Annotated in this window: 13 protein-coding genes; 8 read left to right on the forward strand and 5 right to left on the reverse strand. The window is 66.4% G+C overall.

Translation table 11 applies throughout. The features are described from left to right. Positions 1-25: 25 nt before the first annotated feature. Positions 26-457, reverse strand: a complete 432-nt coding sequence (locus D1409_RS19330; RefSeq protein WP_123538635.1) for a nuclear transport factor 2 family protein — start codon at positions 455-457, stop codon at positions 26-28. Positions 458-615: 158 nt separating this feature from the next. Between D1409_RS19330 and D1409_RS19335 the strand changes: the two genes are divergently transcribed. From D1409_RS19335 to D1409_RS19345, 3 genes are all read left to right on the forward strand, one after another. Continuing rightward, the gene (locus D1409_RS19335) at positions 616-1533 is read left to right on the forward strand and encodes a CoA transferase subunit A (RefSeq protein ID WP_123538636.1); all 918 of its coding nucleotides are present in this window, start codon (positions 616-618) and stop codon (positions 1531-1533) included. A gap of 38 nt (positions 1534-1571) precedes the next feature. Next, positions 1572-2309 carry a CoA-transferase subunit beta gene (locus D1409_RS19340; protein WP_123538726.1) on the forward strand — a complete coding sequence of 246 codons (738 nt, stop codon included), beginning with the start codon at positions 1572-1574 and terminating at the stop codon, positions 2307-2309. 76 nt (positions 2310-2385) lie between these two features. Beyond that, entirely contained in the window at positions 2386-3339 is a 954-nt protein-coding gene (locus tag D1409_RS19345) for a VOC family protein (protein ID WP_123538637.1), read from the forward strand. Positions 3340-3378: 39 nt separating this feature from the next. Here the strand turns inward: D1409_RS19345 and D1409_RS19350 are convergent, their stop codons facing one another. Both D1409_RS19350 and D1409_RS19355 read right to left on the reverse strand, forming a co-directional pair. Beyond that, complete coding sequence (locus D1409_RS19350) at positions 3379-4167, reverse strand: IclR family transcriptional regulator (protein WP_123538638.1); 789 nt, start codon at positions 4165-4167, stop codon at positions 3379-3381. A 905-nt stretch (positions 4168-5072) separates the two neighbouring features. Then, positions 5073-7265 (reverse strand): periplasmic substrate-binding domain-containing protein, encoded by a 2193-nt coding sequence (locus D1409_RS19355; protein WP_123538639.1) that lies wholly within the window; start codon positions 7263-7265, stop codon positions 5073-5075. A 649-nt stretch (positions 7266-7914) separates the two neighbouring features. Between D1409_RS19355 and gfo6 the strand changes: the two genes are divergently transcribed. Next, the gene (gene gfo6, locus D1409_RS19360) at positions 7915-8982 is read left to right on the forward strand and encodes a D-xylose 1-dehydrogenase Gfo6 (protein WP_123538640.1); all 1068 of its coding nucleotides are present in this window, start codon (positions 7915-7917) and stop codon (positions 8980-8982) included. A gap of 75 nt (positions 8983-9057) precedes the next feature. Here the strand turns inward: gfo6 and D1409_RS19365 are convergent, their stop codons facing one another. Beyond that, on the reverse strand, positions 9058-10233 hold the full coding sequence (locus D1409_RS19365; protein WP_123538641.1) for a mandelate racemase/muconate lactonizing enzyme family protein: 1176 nt from the start codon (positions 10231-10233) through the stop codon (positions 9058-9060). 115 nt (positions 10234-10348) lie between these two features. On the opposite strand from D1409_RS19365, the gene D1409_RS19370 reads away from it, so the two are divergent. From D1409_RS19370 to D1409_RS19380, 3 genes are all read left to right on the forward strand, one after another. Continuing rightward, positions 10349-11110, forward strand: a complete 762-nt coding sequence (locus D1409_RS19370; protein ID WP_123538642.1) for an IclR family transcriptional regulator — start codon at positions 10349-10351, stop codon at positions 11108-11110. Between the two features lie 117 nt (positions 11111-11227). Next, a complete protein-coding gene (locus D1409_RS19375) occupies positions 11228-12097 on the forward strand; it encodes a fumarylacetoacetate hydrolase family protein (protein ID WP_123538643.1) in 870 nt (289 codons plus the stop codon). Positions 12098-12223: 126 nt separating this feature from the next. After that, positions 12224-13720, forward strand: coding sequence for an alpha-N-arabinofuranosidase (locus tag D1409_RS19380; RefSeq protein WP_123538644.1), 1497 nt, complete (start codon positions 12224-12226; stop codon positions 13718-13720). On the opposite strand, the gene D1409_RS19385 is transcribed toward D1409_RS19380, so the two are convergent. Continuing rightward, positions 13671-15122 (reverse strand): hypothetical protein, encoded by a 1452-nt coding sequence (locus D1409_RS19385; RefSeq protein ID WP_206425137.1) that lies wholly within the window; start codon positions 15120-15122, stop codon positions 13671-13673. The two genes, D1409_RS19380 and D1409_RS19385, sit on opposite strands and share 50 nt — an antisense overlap. 105 nt (positions 15123-15227) lie before the next feature. Here D1409_RS19385 and D1409_RS19390 point away from each other — a divergent pair, with 105 nt between their 5' ends. Next, positions 15228-17168 carry a glycoside hydrolase family 127 protein gene (locus D1409_RS19390; RefSeq protein ID WP_123538645.1) on the forward strand — a complete coding sequence of 647 codons (1941 nt, stop codon included), beginning with the start codon at positions 15228-15230 and terminating at the stop codon, positions 17166-17168. Positions 17169-17198 lie beyond the last annotated feature (30 nt).

Consider the following 17198-nt stretch of genomic DNA (forward strand, 5'->3'; position numbering starts at 1 on the left):
GACCGCGGGGTTCTCAGTCGCTCGCTCAGAGCCACGGGTAGCGCTCGGTGTCGTTCCCGGCGTAGTCGGGGTCGAGGTAGATGAAGAGGCGCGTAATCTTCCCGTCTACGACCTCGAACACGTCGCACCAGCGGCCGCCGCCGGGCGTCCCGTCCGGGCGCCACTCGGTGCCGTCGTGGGCCTCACCCGTGCTCGTCCCCTCGACGACCACCGTCGACCCGTCGGTGACGTAGTTGAAGTACTCGTAGTCGTGGGACATCGCGCTGGCCATCTCAGCCACGTCGCCGAACATGTCGCCGATCTCCTCGCGGCCCTCCGCGATCCCCCACTTCGGGTAGAACACCCGGGCGTCCTCGGCGAACAGTTCGAGGAAGTCCCCGCCCGAGTCGAGGCGCTTGAAGTACTCCAGGACGACTGACTTGCGGTGCTGGTCGGTCGCTGTGGCTGTCTCGGCCATACCCGTGAGATGTGGTAACAACAACATAAGCGTTTGGGGCCGGGGAACGGGAGCGGTCGGAGACGGCCGTTCGGCGGGAGACGTGGGTCGTCACAGGATTAATGCACCGCGGGTCGAAACGGGGTGATAGGTCGGCCCGTTCGGGGCCGCGAATAGCCATGACACGTCTCACAGACGCGACCACGGCAGTGTCGAGTGCGGTATCGGACGGCGCGAGCCTGTATCTCGGCGGGTTCACGCACCTGATCCCGTTCGCCCTCGGCCACGAGATAATCCGCCAGGAGTACGAGGACCTGCACCTGATACGCGCGACGCCGGACCTCGTGTACGACCGCATGATCGCCGCCGGCTGTGCCGGCAAAGTGACCTTCTCGTGGGCCGGCAACCCCGGCGTCGGGAGCCTCCGGGCCTTCCGCCGCGCCGTCGAGGACGAGGTCCCGAAGCCCATCGAGATCGAGGAGTACTCCCACTACGGGCTGGTCTCGCGGCTCTCCGCGGGCGCCGAAGACCTCCCGTTCGTCCCCCTGCGGAGCTACGTCGGGACGGACTTCCCCGAACACACGGACGCCATCCGCACCGTGGAGAACCCCTACGACGAGGGCGTCGACGAGATCGCCGTCGTCCCGTCGCTGAAACCCGACGTGGCGGTCGTCCGCGCCCAGCGCGGCGACGAGTCGGGCAACGCCCACCTGTGGGGCATCTCCGGCGAGATCGTCGAGGCCGCCTTCGCCGCCGACACCGTGATCGTGAGCGTCGAGGAGGTCGTCGACGAGGCGACGATCCGAAGCGACCCCAACCGGACGGCGATTCCCGGGAACGTCGTCGACTACGTGGTCGAAGAGCCCTACGGCTCCCATCCCTCCTACGCACAGGGCTACTACGACCGCGACAACGACGCGTATCTGGAGTGGGACGAGGTCTCCCAGACGCAGGCGGGCATCGAAGCGTGGCTCGACGAGTGGGTCTACGGCGTCGACGACCACCGCGAGTACCTCGAAAAGCTCGACACGGACCGCCTGCTGGACCTCCAGCCCGACACGAACTACGCGACGCCTGTCGACATGGGGGCGTACTGACCGTGAGCGAGTCCACGGACTACACCGACACCGAGCTGATGATCGCCCGCTCGGCGCAGGAACTCCGGAGCGAGGACACGGTCCTCGTCGGCGTCGGCGTGCCGAACCTCGCCTGCAACCTGGCCAAGCGGACCCACGCGCCCGACCTGCAGATGGTGTACGAGTCCGGCACCGTCGACTCGAACCCCTCGAAGCTCCCCCTCTCTATCGGCGACCCGGTCCTCGCGACCGACGCCCGGAGCGTCGTCCCGATGGCCGACGGCTTCGGCCGCTACCTCCAGGCCGGCCGCATCGACGTCGGCTTCCTCGGCGGCGCCCAGATCGACAGCCGCGGCAACATCAACTCGACCGTCATCGGCGACTACGACGACCCGGACGTCCGGCTCCCGGGCAGCGGCGGCGCCTGCGAGATCGCCAGCAACACCCATCGCACCATCGTCATCAGCCCGCACAGCCGGCGCCGGTTCCCCGAGGAGGTCGACTTCGTCACCAGCCCCGGCTACGTCGGCGGCCGGGAGAACCGAGCGGAACTGGGGCTCCGGGGCGGTCCAGAGGCCGTCGTCACCGACAAGGCCGTCATGCGCTTCGACGAGGCTGGCGAGATGTACGTCGAGACCGTCCACCCGGACAGTTCCCGCGAGGCCGTCCAGGACGCCACCGGCTGGGATCTCCAGTTCGCCGACGACGTGGGCGAGACGCGCCCGCCCTCGACCGACGAGATCGAACTCGTCCGCGAGGAACTCGACCCCGACGGCGTCTACACCGGCGGCGAGTGAGCGGAGACCCTCACGATAAATCAGAATCTAGGGAAAAATATTATCAGTTATCCCTCGAATATGTCTGTGAGACACGATGCCTTCGATCGACGGGATCCACCACGTAACGGCGTTTGCAGACGAACCGCAGGAGAACTACGACTTCTTCACGAACGTCCTGGGGCTTCGGTTCGTCAAGCGGACCGTCCGCTTCGACGTCCCGGAGAAGATCTATCACCTCTACTACGGTGACGAACGGGGGACACCCGGGACCATCATCACCTACTTCCCCATGACCAACATGGAGATGGGCGACGGGATGGTCGGGAAGGGCCAGATGAGTTCCGTCGGCCTCGTCATCCCCGAGGGATCGGTCGACTACTGGACCGGTCGCTTCGAGGCGCACGGCGTCGACTACGACGTCGAGGAGCGCTTCGACGAGACCGCGGTCGCCTTCACGGACCCGGACGGCACGCCGTACGAACTCGTCACCGGCGAGTCCGACATCGAACCCTGGGAGGGGAGCGACGTCCCCGCTGAACACGGCATCCGGGGAATGCACAGCACGACCATCCACTCGGCGGACCCGCAGGGCACCTTCGACGTGCTGGAGACGATGGGCTGGGAGCGGCTCGGTCGTGCCGACCACCCGCAGGCCGGCGACCGCGTCCGCTACGAGGCGCCCGGCGACACCACCCGCGCCGACGTCGTCGACGTGCTCATCCGTCCGAACGCGCCGGACGGCGTCATGGGCGTCGGTACCTTCCTCCACGTCGCCTTCCGCGTGAACAACAACTGGGAACAGGACGAGTGGAGCGACACCCTCCGGGAGAACGGCTACATCACTACCTCCCGGAAGGACCGCGACTACTTCCAGTCGCGCTACATCACCGAACCCGGCGGAGCCGTCTTCGAGTACGCGACGACCGACGTCGGCTTCGACGTCGACGAGGACATCGACGAACTCGGGGAGAACCTCAAGAAACCCGACTGGCTCGACGTCGACCTCGAGGAGATCGAGCGGATGCTCCCCGACCTGGAGACGAACTGACCGGCCGACCCGGCCGCCCAGCGTCGAGCCCTCCCCCTACTACGAGTACGCGATGTTGAGTTCGAGTTCGTTGACGACGCCGAGCAGCGTCTCCGGCAGTTCCGACTCGAGCTGGTCGCCGCCGATCCGGTAGCGCGGGCCGGCGACGGCACACGCCCCCAAGATCTCGTCGTCGGGGACCAGCGGCGCCGCCAGCGCCACCAGCCCGTCGGTGCTCTCCTCGCGGTTGAACGCGTACCCGCGCTCCCGGACCCGCGCGAGTTCGTCGAACAGCGCCTCCCGGTCGGTGATCGTGTTCTCGGTCGCTCCGGGCAGCCCGACCCGGTCGACGATGTCGTCGACCGTCTCCTCGGGCAGTTGCGAGAGGATCGCTTTCCCGCCCGCAGTCTGGTGGAGGTAAAGCCGCGTCCCGACGCGCGTCCGCGTGAACACGCCCCGATTGCCCGTCTCTCGGAAGAGCGTGACCGCTCGGCCGTGCTCCTCGATCGTGAAGAGGCACGCCTCGCCGGTCTCCGACGCGAGCGTCTGTATCTTGTCCTTGATGGTCGACGCGCCGGGATACTGGAATCGCAGGTGGCCGCCCAGGTCCAGGAACCCGAAGCCGAGCCGGTACTCCGTCCCGGTCTTGGTCACGAAGTCGCGCTTTCGGAGCGTGTTGAGGTGCTTGTACGCCCCGCCCTTCGAGAGGCCCGTCTCGGTGGCCACTTCGGTCACCGTCGCAGCGCCGAGGTCTCGGAGGGCCTCGACGACCTCGTGTGACGTCTCGACCGCGCCCACGACCGCCTCCTCGCCGACCTCCTCCGGGTCTGTCGCTCGGTCCCCACTCATGTCGCCACCCACGGGCGGAGCTCGGTTAACGGTTGCTGTGAGCGGACAGTTTCCAAAAACGTATTCCACCAGAACACGACTGTCAGAGATCGTTTTTGACGAGAAACCATTCGCACTCTCGCGGTAGTCAGTGACTTCGTTCTGACCCGAAGTCACGTTCCCGGCGTGGCCGTGGAGTCGAGACGGGGGACCCGTTCACCAGCCGTGAACGTGCCGGGCATGTCGTCTCCGCTACCCTCGTTCTCACGTGTCTCAGAGGGCAGTCGCAGTGGACGGATACGCGGGATAGATTACGAATATATGGCTGTAATTCCGACCGCCGCCGGTTCGAATTCACGCGTTCACCAGCAGAAACCGTCTCGCAACCGGCTCCGTCCCGAGGCGGTTCGCAATCGAGTTCCGCCGGACTCGGGATAGCCCGGGGGACCGCTTAGATACGAATACGTGGATATATATTAATCTTATATGTTTGATTCCGGTCGGAATCAGACAAATTTGAGAAATACGCAACACACCGCCCATCAATTGTATTTTCACCGGCTCCGCCAAGATACGATAACGAAATTAGAGGTAGTGTCTTGTAGGGACATATACCATATTTTTGGCCTTCTAAGCGCCTAGAGACGCAATCGTATATCATACCGGATAAACAGCCACTAAGTAACAACATTTGTATGGTATCGCTCTAACAAATGATTCTTGAAACGTAGACGAGATCGAAACGGTCGCTTCTCGGCGGGAGAGGACGGAAACCAGTCGGTAGAGAACCGAGACCAGTCGGTAGAGAACGTGGGAGTCGTGCGGGAGGGTGGCAAGGAGTGGTGCAGGGCCCCGTGCCGTCGGTCGGAGCGGTCGGGACGGCCGGCGAGGCCCGAGTGACGATGCGGTGGCGCGGGTCGACCCGCTTACTCGGGCGCGGGGAAGTCGGTGTCGCGGCTGGCCTCGATCAGGCCGCCGAGGATCAGGTTCGTACTGATCCCGAAGCCGCGCTCGTAGTCGAAGCCGCGGTGGCCCGCATCAGGCCACTCGAAGTCGCGGACGTTGCCCCACGCGCCCCAGGTGTACTGGTGGAAGACGAAGTGGGGGAGATAGTAGTTGTAGTAGCGGGCGCACTTGCGGTAGAGCTCCTGGATCTCCTCCTCGGACTTGCCGGGTTCGCGGATCTCGTGGACGATGCTGGCGAGGTTGATCTCCTCGCCGTCGGAGAGGTCGGGGTCGATGCCGGCCTCGTCCGGCGCCTCGATCGACCCGACCTCGGTCGGGATCTCGACCTGGAGCGGTTTGCCCTGGGCGTCCTTCGTCGTCCCGGTGTCGCTCCCCTGACCCGGCGGCTGGACTCGGGCGGTCGGGTTCTCCTCCTGGCCCATGACGAGCGTGCCGGACCACCACCCGGGCGTGGTGTTGTAGAAGCCGAAGACGTTGGGGTAGCCGTGCCAGAAGATCGAGGAGTCGTAGTTGAGACCGTTCGAGGCGGTGAGGTTGTTCGTCCAGGACGACCAGTTCTGACTGCTGAAGTTGACGCCGAATCCGAAGTTCGCCAGGTTGGCCTTGATCGTCTGGCCGGCGCCGGCGTAGTCGTTGATCGACGACGGGTAGATGAGGTCGATAGACGCGGGGTTGCCCTGCGGGTCGACCCACTGCTCGCCCTGCTTGGAGTACCCGCCCCGACGGAGGTACTCGGCCGCCGCCTCGAAGTCCGACTCCTTCGGCCAGGAGTGGAGGCTATCGAGGAACTCACCGGAGAACGTCGACTCCGACTGGGCGTCGAGCAGGTACGTGTCGTTCTCGATGGGGACGGAGCGCTCGTCGCCCCAGCCGTTCGCGCCGGCGGCGTGCCAGTCGACGGCGGCGACGAGCGCGCGACGGACCCAGAGGTTCTGCAGGTGCTCGTCGTGCCAGTTGAACCGCCACTTGTCGCCGCCGGTCGAGCGCAGCCACCGGGTGAGCTCCTGCATGTGGTCCGGCAGCGTCTCCCGCGAGTAGAGGCCGTTCTCCGAGACGATGTTCCCGTTGAGGTCGAGCGACCCGTTGCCGGCGAGCGTGTTTCGACGGTCGCCCTCGCCCCAGTAGATCGCGAGTTTTTCGACGTTGGTGTTGGCGGCGTTGGGGTGTGCCGTCTCGGTCTCGCCGTCGCTCGCGGCGGATTCGTCGCGGAGGCGCAGAACGACCCGTTCCGACCCGAGGTCGTCCATGTCCCGGAGTTCGTAGGGACCGTGGCCCCACCCCTCTTCGGAGAGGCGCTGGAGCGAGATCCGGTCGCTCGACAGGTCGTCCGTGATCGATCCCGCCTGGTCCGACGACGAGGCGTCCGCGTAGCGGTCCGCGTACGGCTGGACGAAGTCGGGGTGGAGCGGCATGTCGCCGTCGTTGGGGCCCGCTTCCGCCTCGAGGATGTGGCGAGCCTGCGGGTTGTCCGCGAGTTCCCCGCTCCCGTCCGCGTACCAGGTGTGGTACTCCCACTGGCTGGTCGCCTCCTGCTGGAACGCCTGGTCCTCGGCGAACTTGTTGCCCTGCTGGTACCAGTGGACGTGGTTGTGCAGTTCGCGGGCGTCGGCGTCCAGCGGGTCGCCGTTCCAGTACGTCGCCCGCTCGTCGTGCGACTCGTAGAAATCGTACGGCTCGTCGACCTCGTACCCGGTGAACCAGGTCATGACCGAGACGCTGTCCGTGTTCGGTTTCCACGGCGTCTCGACCTCCAGACCGCTGTACTCCATCTCTCTGGTGTGGACGTTCATCAGCGCGTGGAGCTCTGTCATGAACGCCATCCCGGTGGAGTTGTCCTGGGGCGCCCAGACGTTGGCGTCGAACACGTCCGGCGAGTTAGACTGGAACACCCGGATCTCGTCTGTCACCGGGTCGGCCATCGGCGTCGGACTGTCGGTCCCCGAGTCGGCCGGCTCGTCGGTCCCGGCGCCACCGTCGGTCCCGGTGTCCCCGCCAGACCCCGAGTCGTCCTCGTCTGTCGGGGTCGAGTTGGGGGTATCGCCCTCCCCACTCTCCGACGGACAGCCGGCCAGACCCACTGTCCCGGCACCGGCCAACAGCTGTGCGTACTGACGACGTGATAGCTTGTCGCGCAGGTTGTTACTGTCCCGCATACTATTCCCGGGACGCGGATGGTATTTAAATTTTTCTTCGGAACAGAGAGAATTATGCGGAGACCGCGAACTGGGCCGGCCGACGAGCGAGGCGTCCGGCACGACGCAATCTGGACCCGCTATCGCAGAGAAACCCAGCCGTTTCAGTATTTGAAACGAACTGGGGCACGGATCGCCCGTCCAGCGCCGGTCACTCTCCCCCTTCGCACTCCTGGACGAGTTTCGGACGTGAGATTACAGAGATAGTCGTGTAATGTATCCCGTGGCGACACCTGTGTCCGCCCGTCCGGCGCGGCGTGCGTGTTTCACTTCGAGAAACGGTTAGGAGAGGCCGGCCGGGCCTGCGTTCGGTTTCCGTGCTCTACGTGCCTGGAGCAGTGAACGAGACGATCCGACAAAGCCGGATCGGGCAGATCCCGGCGTTCGAGCGGAACGTCGAGCACACAGAGCAGTCTCCGCACCACGAACCGTCCGTTCCCGGACCGAGGGGGCCGCGATCGATTACAGATATACCGATGTAATCTCGATCGGGGCGATCCCCGTCGACATCGGCAGCAGTTTCGTCCGATATAATCGGATAGACAGTTCGGACGGCGCGCTCGCCACGAGAGATACATTTATCCGAGTAGTGCCGGATCGGGCGAACGCAATGGCGACAACCCTGTTCGACTACGAGCCGAGAGACTGGCGAACCGACGCCGAGGGAACCGTCAGATTCGCACTCGTCGGGGTCGGGTGGTGGACGACAGACTACGTCCTCCCGGCCATCGAGTCCGTCGGGCACTGCGAGGCGACCGCGGTGGTCAGCAGTTCGACGGAGAAGACGGCGCGAGTCCGCGAGGAGTACGAGACCGTCGAGTACGGCCTCAGTTACGACGAACTGGCGTCGGGGGAGGCCGCGGACGCGTACGACGCTGTCTACGTCTGCACGCCCAACGCGACGCACCTCGAACACGTGGAGGCGGCCGCTCGCAACGGCAAGGCGGTCCTCTGTGAGAAGCCGATGGAGGCGACCGTCGAGCGCGCGCGGGCCCTCGTCGACGCGTGTGAGGAACACGACGTGCCGCTGATGGTCGCCTACCGCATGCACACGGAACCGGCCGTCCGACGAGCGCGCGCGATGGTCCGCGACGGCGTCATCGGCGAACCGATGCTCGTCCACGGGGAGAACTCCCAGCCGCTGCTCGAGATGATCGAGGACCCGGACCAGTGGCGGCTCGACCCCGACCTCACGGGGTACGGGACGTCCGTGATGGACCTCGGCATCTACCCGCTGAACACCGCGCGGTTCGTCCTCGACGCCGACCCCGTCCAGGTCCAGTCGACGATGGCCTCCAACCACGAGGCCTTCGACGAGGTACCCGACGAGGTGGCGACGTTCTCCGTGGTCTTCGACGACGGCACGCACGCGGCCTGCTCCTCGTCACAGAACGCCCACGACCACACGCGCCTCGAGATCGTCGGCACGGAGGGCCGCATCGAGTTCGAACCCGCCTTCCACATGGAGACCTCGCTCACCGTCGCGCGGGACGGGACCACCGTCGACGTCGAGACCGAACAGGTCGACCAGATGGCCGAGGAGTTCGAGTACTTCGCACAGCAGGTGCTCGCCGGCGAACCCCTGCACGCGGACGGCGAGCACGGGCTGCTCGACATGAAGACGGTCGCGGCGATTCACGACGCAGCGGAGTCCGGCGAGACGGTCGACGTCGAATAAAAAGCGAATCCGCAATTTTCTACGGGGCCGCGGCGAGACAGGCGATGTATCCGGGTTCGGAGACGGGACGACGACTTAGCGCAGTTCGTCGGCGCGCTTCTCCCAGTCGTCCTCCCAGAGGTCGATGGTGTGGACCGCGTCCTCGGTGTACTCGTGTTCCTTCACGACGTCCATGTCGAGTTCGATGCCGAAGCCGGGGCCCTCGGGCACCTGGACGTAGCCGTCGTCGACCACCAGCGGATCCACGAGCAGTTCGTCGACCCAGTCCTCGTCGTAGGTCTGGAACATCTCCTGGATGCGGAAGTTCGGGATCGAGGTGCAGAAGTGCGAGTAGATGGCGCCGGCGACCGGCCCCTGCGGGTTGTGCGGCGCGATGTCGACGTGGTCGGCCTCGGCGAGGCCGGCGATCTTCTTGCCCTCGGTGATACCGCCCGTGTTCATCAAGTCGGGCTGGAAGACGTCGATGTCGGTGCGCGTGACCAGTTCGTAGAAGTCGTACTTGGTCATGTGGCGCTCGCCCGTAACGACCGGGATGGGCGACTTCCGCGCGACCTCCGCGAGGCTGTTGATCGAGTCCGGGGGGCACGGCTCCTCGTACCACGCCGGGTCGAACTGGTCGAGTTTCTTCGCGATGTCGACGGCCTGCGCGGCGGAGAAGCGACCGTGACACTCGATGAGCAGCTCCACGTCCGGGCCGACGGCCTCGCGGACCGCGCCGACGATGTCGACGGCGTGGTTCTTCTCCTCGGTGGTCATCGACTGCCACGCGGTCCCGAACGGGTCGAACTTCATCGCGTCGTAGCCGTCGTCGACGACGCGCTCGGCGGCGCGGGCGAAGCCCTCCGGCTCGCCGTCGGCGTCGGTGTACCAGCCGTTGGCGTAGGCGCGCAGCTCGGTGCCGTGGACGGGTCCGCCGAGCAGGTCGTACACCGGCTGGTCCAGGTGTTTGCCCTTGATGTCCCAGCAGGCCATGTCGATCGCGGAGACGACCGTCGTGTTGATGACGTTCTTCGAGAACCACTCGTCGCGGTACATCTCGAGCCAGAGGGACTCCGTGTCGAACGGGTCTCGCCCGACGAAGAAGTCCGACATCTCCTCGATGGCCGCCGCGACCGTCCGCGGCTTGTCGTGCGTCGTCGCCTCTGCGACGCCAGTGATGCCCGCGTCCGTGTGGAGACGGACGAAGACCCACGGCTTCCACGGGTTGGCTACCAGGTGCGTCTCGACGTCTGTGATTTCCAGCTCCGACATAGTTGGTGTGCTCCAGAGAGACGACTTAACTCTACCGGATCGGGCCGACCCGGTGGGCCCCGCTGCATCCGACGTTGTCGGACGATTAATGTAGATCCAGCCCAGTGGTAGCGATATGCACGCAGAACAGGACCCGCCGATCAAATCCACCGCGACGAGCCTCGACATCGTCGAGACCGTCCACGGCTTGGGTGGGGCGACGCTCCCCGAGGTCGTCGAGCAGTTCGAGAAGCCCCGGAGCACAGTCCACGACCACCTGAAGACGCTCACGGACACGGGGTACCTCGTCAAGGACGGCCGGACGTTCCGCGTCAGCGTCCGCTTTCTAAATCTCGGCGGGCGCGCACGCGCGGAGTCACAGTTCTTCCAGGTCGCCGAAGGCGAGATCCGCCAGCTCGCGAGCGACACCGGCGAGCACGCGAACCTCATGATCGAGGAGAACGGCCGCGGGATCTTCCTCTACAAGGTCAAGGGCTCGCGCTCGGTGAACCTCGACACCTACGAGGGGATGGAGGTCGACCTCCACACGACCGCGATGGGGAAAACGATCCTCTCGGAAGTCAGCGAGCGGCGGCGCGACGAGATACTCGACGAACACGGCCTCGAACCGGTGACGGCCAAGACCATCACCGACCGCGACGAACTCGAGACGGAACTCGACGACATCCGGGAGCGCGGGTACGCCATCGACAACGAGGAGCGCGTCGAGGGCGTCCGCTGTGTCGCCGCGCCCATCACGACCGATAACACGGTCGTCGGCGCGGTCAGCGTCTCGGCCCCGAAGAGCCGCATGAACGGGGAACGCTTCGAGGAGACGATCCCGTCCGAGGTCCTCAGCACCGCGAACATCATCGAGGTCAACCTCCAGCACGTCTGATCCGGTAGTCTCGGATAGCGTGGAGCGGTGCCGGCCGAGCGGTTCTCGGGGCCGACGCCCCCCGTGCATCCCGGACGAACGACAAAGTTTTTGTACTGGAAATCGCCATGGAGGACTATGCGTTACTATCGCATCGAGCGAGGGGACTCTACGTCACTCATCGCCGCAGACGAGTCGGCCGCCTACGACCTCACTGCGACGGGGGCGGCCCCGTCGTCGTTCTTCGAACTCGCCTCGGCCGCGTCGTTGACGGACCGGAGCGTCGACGACGTGGCGCGCGGACTGCTCGACGAGGCGCCGACGGTCGAACTCTCGTCCGTTCGCGAACACCTGGTCCGACCCGTCGACCCCGACGAGGTGTGGGGCGCGGGCGTCACCTACGCCATCAGTCAGGAGGCCCGGGAGGAAGAGGGCGGGCTGGCCGAAGCGTACCTGAACGCCTACGAGGCCGACCGCCCGGAGGTGTACTTCAAGGCGACGCCGAGCCGAACCGTCGGGCCGAACGACGCGGTCGGCATCCGCGGCGACTCCGACTGGGACGCCGCCGAGCCAGAGCTCTCGATCGTCCTCTACGAGGGCGAGATCGTCGGCTTCACCGTCGGAAACGACGTGTGTAGCCGCTCGATCGAGCGCGACAACCTCCTCTACCTCCCGCAGAGCAAGACCTACGCGAAGAGCTGTGCGCTCGGCCCCTGCATCGCCACCGGCGAGTCGATCGGCGACCCCCTCGACGTGGAGATGCGCATGTCGATCCACCGGGACGGCGACACCGTCTTCGAGGAGTCCACCTCGACGAGCGAGATGGTCCGCACCTGCGAGGAACTGGTCGACTACTTCACCCGCTACAACGAGGTACCCGAGGCCAGCGTCCTCCTCACCGGTACGTCGATCATCCCGCCGGACGACGTGACCCTCCTGGCCGACGACGAGGTCCACATCGAGATCGAGAACATCGGCACGCTGAAAAACACCGTCGAACAGCTGTAGCGGCCGCTCTCACGGCTATTTTCGGTCGAGGATGCCCCGTCGAGCGACGCGCTGGGCCCCGGATCTCCCGGCCTTGCTGTCGGACCGATCCATTTATACCACCGCTATCGAATACCATACGACTGTATGACAGACGCTCGCGTCACCGTTCACACAGAGGCAGGTATCGATCGTATCGAGCCCGAACTGCACGGCCACTTCGCCGAGCACCTCGGGCGCTGTATCTACGACGGGGTCTGGACCGACGACACCGTCGACGAGGAGGGGTTCCGCGAGGACGTCCTCGAACTGCTCGAAGCCCTCGAGATGCCGGTCCTGCGCTGGCCCGGCGGCTGTTTCGCCGACGACTACCACTGGGAGGACGGCGTCGGACCGCGCGAGGACCGACCCCGTCGCCGCAACCTCTTCTGGGGCCAGGGCCGCGAGATGATACCCGAGGAGTCCAACGCCTTCGGCACCGACGAGTTCCTCGAACTATGCGAGCGCGTCGGCACCGAACCGTACCTCGCCGCGAACGTCGGCTCCGGCGACCCTCAGGAGGCCGCGAACTGGGTCGAGTACTGCAACTACGACGGCGACACGGAACTGGCCGACCGCCGCCGCGCGAACGGTCGCGAGGAGCCCTACGAGGTGAAGTACTGGGGACTGGGTAACGAGAACTGGGGCTGCGGTGGCCGGATGTCCCCCGAGCAGTACGCCCGTCAGTACCGCCGCTTCGCGACGTACGTCGGGACCCAGAGCGCCCACATGCTCGACCACGACCTCGAACTCATCGCCTGCGGCTTCGAGAACCACGAGTGGAACCACCGCTTCATGGAGGAGGTCGGCAACTCCGAATGGGGCGTGGACTTCCCGCTCGACCACCTGACGCTGCACCACTACTACGGCCGGACGATGACCGTCTCCGAGTCCGACGAGGACGACTACGACCAGTTCCTCGCCGAGGCGCTGGAGCTGGACGACCACATCGAGCGGATCGCCTCCGCGATCAACGCCTTCGCGTCGACGCGTGACATCGGTGTCATCATCGACGAGTGGGGCTCGTGGCACCCCGAGGCCCAGGGCGGCACCGGTCTCGAACAGCCCGGGACCGTCCTCGACGCCCTCTCCGCGGCCGCTGTCCTCGACGTCTTCAACGACCACGCCGACGTGATGACGATGTCCAACATCGCCCAGACGGTCAACGTCCTCCAGTGTCTCGTCGAGACCGAGGGCGACGAGGCGTGGGCGCGCCCGACCTACCGCGTCTACGACCTCTACGCCCAGCACAAGGGCAACGAGGCCGTCACCACCTCCGTCGACACGCCGACCCGCGAACTCGACGACGAGGAACTGCCGCTGGTCGGCGCCTCCGCCTCCGTCGACGACGACGGCGAGGTGTACGTCACCGCGACGAACCTCGACACCCGCGCGGCCCACACGGTCGAGTTCACCGTCGAAGACGCGACCGGCGACGACGTGGACGCGCAGGTCCTCTTCGAGGGCCAGGAGCCCGACCTGGAAGTCGACGCGAGCAACGCCGACGAGTTCGCCGCCGACGACCTCGACGTCACCGTCGACGGCGACGGTACGATCACCGCCGAACTCGAACCGTCGACCGTCGCCGCCATCTCCGTGGAGTAACGGCACGACGCGAGCGACGACCGCATCTTTTCGCTGTGTGGCTCCGTTTCGACGCTCGGAACCGGACGACGAGCCAGTCGTTCGCCGTGATCGATGCTGTCAGCGACGTAGCTGGCATGGCCGTGCCTCGATTGTCCCGTTCGTCGTCGACCGCCGTCAGCGCCTCGCGAAAGCGCCGGAACCGGTCGGCGTTGCCGCCGGGCGTCGTCCAGGTGACCTGCCACGGGCCGTATATCTCGTTGCCGACCTCCCAGTAGCGCACGTCGTAGGGCTCCGGGTGGCCGTGCTCGGCACGGAGCCGGCCCATCTCCGTCTCCTCGGGGTCGCCGTTGCAGTACTCGACCCAGCGGGCGGCCTCCTCTGGCGTGCCGTCCCCGGCGTTCAGGCAGATCATCGGCTCGCAGTCGACGGCCTCGCAGAGCGCGAGGAACTCGTCGGTGCCGAACAGGTTAGACTCGACGGCGTCCCACGCGGGGTTCGGCTTCGTCGGCCGCTCCTCGACCGGGCCGACGCCGTCGCGCCAGTGGTACCCCGAGGCGAAGTTGCCGCCGGGCCACCGCAAGACCGACAGATCCATCTCGCGGAGCAGGTCGACGATTTCGGGATCCGCCGTGTGAACGTGGTCGTCCGGTCGGCAGAGGACGCGGTCGACGACGAGGTTCGCGTCGGCCGCGGCCGTCGTCACGCTGAACCCGAACAGCCGGTCCGACTCGTCCAGCCCCGCGGGCAGGTCGAACTCGAAAGCGGTCGTGCGGTTGTCCCTGTGAGCAGTAATCGTCGTCTCAGCGAGCACGTCGCCGAGCACGCCGTCTTCGGCCACCTCGTGGACAGCCAGACGGACCGGCGTCTCCTCAATCGCGCGGAGCGTGACCTGCCCCTCGTAGCCGTTCGTCCGGTGGATCGGGAGGTGACACCACTGCGCGATGCCGCGGTAGCTGTCCTCCGAATCGGTGGTTCCGTCGGCATCGAGTATCTCGATTCGCTGGGCGCGGTCCTCGGCCGTCCCCACGTCGGGGCTGGTCCGCACGGCTCCCTCGTCGCCGTACGGGAACCACCACAGCGCGGTCCCGTCGTGGTAGGCCTCTTCGAGGCGGTCGGCGTCGGGGACGCCCTGCGTCTCCGCGTAGGTCTCGATGCGCTCGGCTATCTCGTCGGGGTCGCGGACGCCGCCGCGGCCGCCGTCGGCGTCGTACTGGTAGTCCTGGAACTGCCACGACGCCAGCGTGGGGTTGTACAGCACCTGCGCTTCGAGGACGTTCTGCACGTTCCGCGGCGAGTAGAGGTGTTCACCGAACTTGCCGAACAGTTCGTCGGGAACCGGGTCGCCCCGCCGCTCGGGGTCGAGTCGGACCGTCGCGCGGTCCGGAGACTCGCCGCTGGTGTGGCGAAAGAGCTCTGTCATTGCCGTACACCGACTGTGGCGAGACACGGAGATAAATCCCGGTGGCCGCACGGCCCGGTGACCAGTAGTATTATTCGCCCACTGGCGCAACTGTCGGGTGTCAGCATGCCCAGCTCGCAGTATTCTATCGACGTCTCCGACGTCACCGTCGACGACGAGTTCTGGTCGCCGTGGATCGACAGGAACCGGGACGTGACCGTCGAGTACCAGTACGAACAGCTCGAAGCGTCGGGAACCCTGGAGAACTTCCGCCGCGCCGCCGACGGGACGGAGGGCGGGTTCCAGGGGATGTGGTTCCAGGACACGGACGCCTACAAGTGGATCGAGGCGGCGAGCTACGAACTCGCCAAGGCCGACGACCCCGACCTGCGCGAGCGGGTCGAGGAAGTGATCGACCTGATCGCCGCCGCCCAGAAGGATTCGGGCTACCTCGACACGTACTTCCAGCTCGTCGAGCCCGGGAACGAGTGGACGAACCTCAACATCATGCACGAGCTGTACTGCGCCGGCCACCTGATCGAGGCCGCCGTCGCCCACCACGAGGCCACTGGCGACCGCTCCCTGCTCGACGTGGCCGTCGACTTCGCGGACCACGTCGACGACGTGTTCGGCGACGAGATCGACGGCGTCCCCGGCCACGAGGGGATAGAACTCGCGCTCGTGCGTCTCTACCGCGTCACGGACGAGGAGCGCTACCTCGACCTGGCGGAGTACTTCGTCGACCGCCGGGGCCACGACGACCGACTCCAGTGGGAGCTCGAACACTCCGAGGAGATCGGAGGCAGTTCGTGGGACGACGGGGCGCTCATCCCCGCCGACGGCGGCGGGAGCCTGTTCCTCGACGAGGACGGCGAGTACGTCGGCACGTACGCCCAGGCCCACGCGCCGGTCCGCGAGCAGGAGGCCGTCGAGGGCCACGCCGTCCGGGCGATGTACCTCTACGCCGGCGTCACGGACCTCGTGGCCGAGCGCGGCGACGAAGCCCTCCGGGCGGCGCTCGACCGCCTGTGGGCGAACATGACCGAGAAGCGGCTGTACGTCACCGGCGGCATCGGCCCGGAGTACGACCACGAGGGGTTCACCGAGGACTACGACCTGCCGAACGAGACCGCATACGCCGAGACCTGCGCCGCTATCGGGAGCGTCTTCTGGAACCAGCGGCTGTTCGAACTCACGACGGACGCGAAGTACGCCGACCTGATCGAACGGACCCTCTACAACGGGTTCCTGGCGGGCGTCGGCCTCGACGGCGAGCGATTCTTCTACGTGAACCCGCTGGCGAGTTCGGGCGACCACCACCGGAGCGGCTGGTTCACCTGCGCCTGCTGTCCGCCCAACGCCGCCCGGCTGTTCGCCTCGCTCGGCCAGTACTGCTACTCGACGACCGGCGGCGAACTGTACGTCACCCAGTACGTGGGCAGCACGCTCGAAACGACGGTCGACGGCACCGAGGTCGAACTCGATCAGTCCAGCGCCCTCCCGTGGGAGGGCCGAGTCGAGATCGAAGTCGACGCCGCCGGCGCCGTCCCGGTCAACCTCCGGATCCCCGCGTGGAGCGAGGACGCGACCGTCACCGTCGACGGCGAGGAAGTCTCACACGGCGGGAAGGAGGTCTCGCACGACGGGACCGGGTACGTCCGGATCGAGCGGGACTGGAGCGGCGAGGACATCGAACTGCGACTGGAGATGGAGTCCGAACTGGTCACGGCCCACCCCGCGGTCGAGGCCGACGCCGGACGGGTGGCCGTCCGGCGCGGTCCACTCGTCTACTGCGCGGAGGCCGTCGACAACGATCGACCGCTCCACCAGTACTCGGTCCCCGACGACGCGGCGATCGAGACCGACGGCGCGGACGCGCGCCTCGACGGCGCAACCGCCCTCGAAGCGGACGCGACGGTGCCGTTCCTCGACGGGTGGGAAGGGTCGCTGTACAGACCGGTCGAGGAGACCGCCGAGGAGGAGACGCGGCTCCGACTCGTGCCGTACTACGCCTGGGACAACCGCGAGGCGGGCGCGATGCAGGTGTGGCACCGCAGGCGTCCCTGAGGGTCGAACCGACCGAAGCGAGAGAACTGA

The sequence above is a fragment of the Halosimplex salinum genome (assembly GCF_003730195.1).
GTDB lineage: Archaea > Halobacteriota > Halobacteria > Halobacteriales > Haloarculaceae > Halosimplex > Halosimplex salinum.

Coding starts and splice junctions, on each gene's coding strand:
- D1409_RS19330 (WP_123538635.1), bottom strand. CDS start 457: ATGGCCGAGACAGCCACAGCGACCGACCAGCACCGCAAGTCAGTCGTC.
- D1409_RS19335 (WP_123538636.1), top strand. CDS start 616: ATGACACGTCTCACAGACGCGACCACGGCAGTGTCGAGTGCGGTATCG.
- D1409_RS19340 (WP_123538726.1), top strand. CDS start 1,572: ATGATCGCCCGCTCGGCGCAGGAACTCCGGAGCGAGGACACGGTCCTC.
- D1409_RS19345 (WP_123538637.1), top strand. CDS start 2,386: ATGCCTTCGATCGACGGGATCCACCACGTAACGGCGTTTGCAGACGAA.
- D1409_RS19350 (WP_123538638.1), bottom strand. CDS start 4,167: ATGAGTGGGGACCGAGCGACAGACCCGGAGGAGGTCGGCGAGGAGGCG.
- D1409_RS19355 (WP_123538639.1), bottom strand. CDS start 7,265: ATGCGGGACAGTAACAACCTGCGCGACAAGCTATCACGTCGTCAGTAC.
- gfo6 (WP_123538640.1), top strand. CDS start 7,915: ATGGCGACAACCCTGTTCGACTACGAGCCGAGAGACTGGCGAACCGAC.
- D1409_RS19365 (WP_123538641.1), bottom strand. CDS start 10,233: ATGTCGGAGCTGGAAATCACAGACGTCGAGACGCACCTGGTAGCCAAC.
- D1409_RS19370 (WP_123538642.1), top strand. CDS start 10,349: ATGCACGCAGAACAGGACCCGCCGATCAAATCCACCGCGACGAGCCTC.
- D1409_RS19375 (WP_123538643.1), top strand. CDS start 11,228: ATGCGTTACTATCGCATCGAGCGAGGGGACTCTACGTCACTCATCGCC.
- D1409_RS19380 (WP_123538644.1), top strand. CDS start 12,224: ATGACAGACGCTCGCGTCACCGTTCACACAGAGGCAGGTATCGATCGT.
- D1409_RS19385 (WP_206425137.1), bottom strand. CDS start 15,122: ATGACAGAGCTCTTTCGCCACACCAGCGGCGAGTCTCCGGACCGCGCG.
- D1409_RS19390 (WP_123538645.1), top strand. CDS start 15,228: ATGCCCAGCTCGCAGTATTCTATCGACGTCTCCGACGTCACCGTCGAC.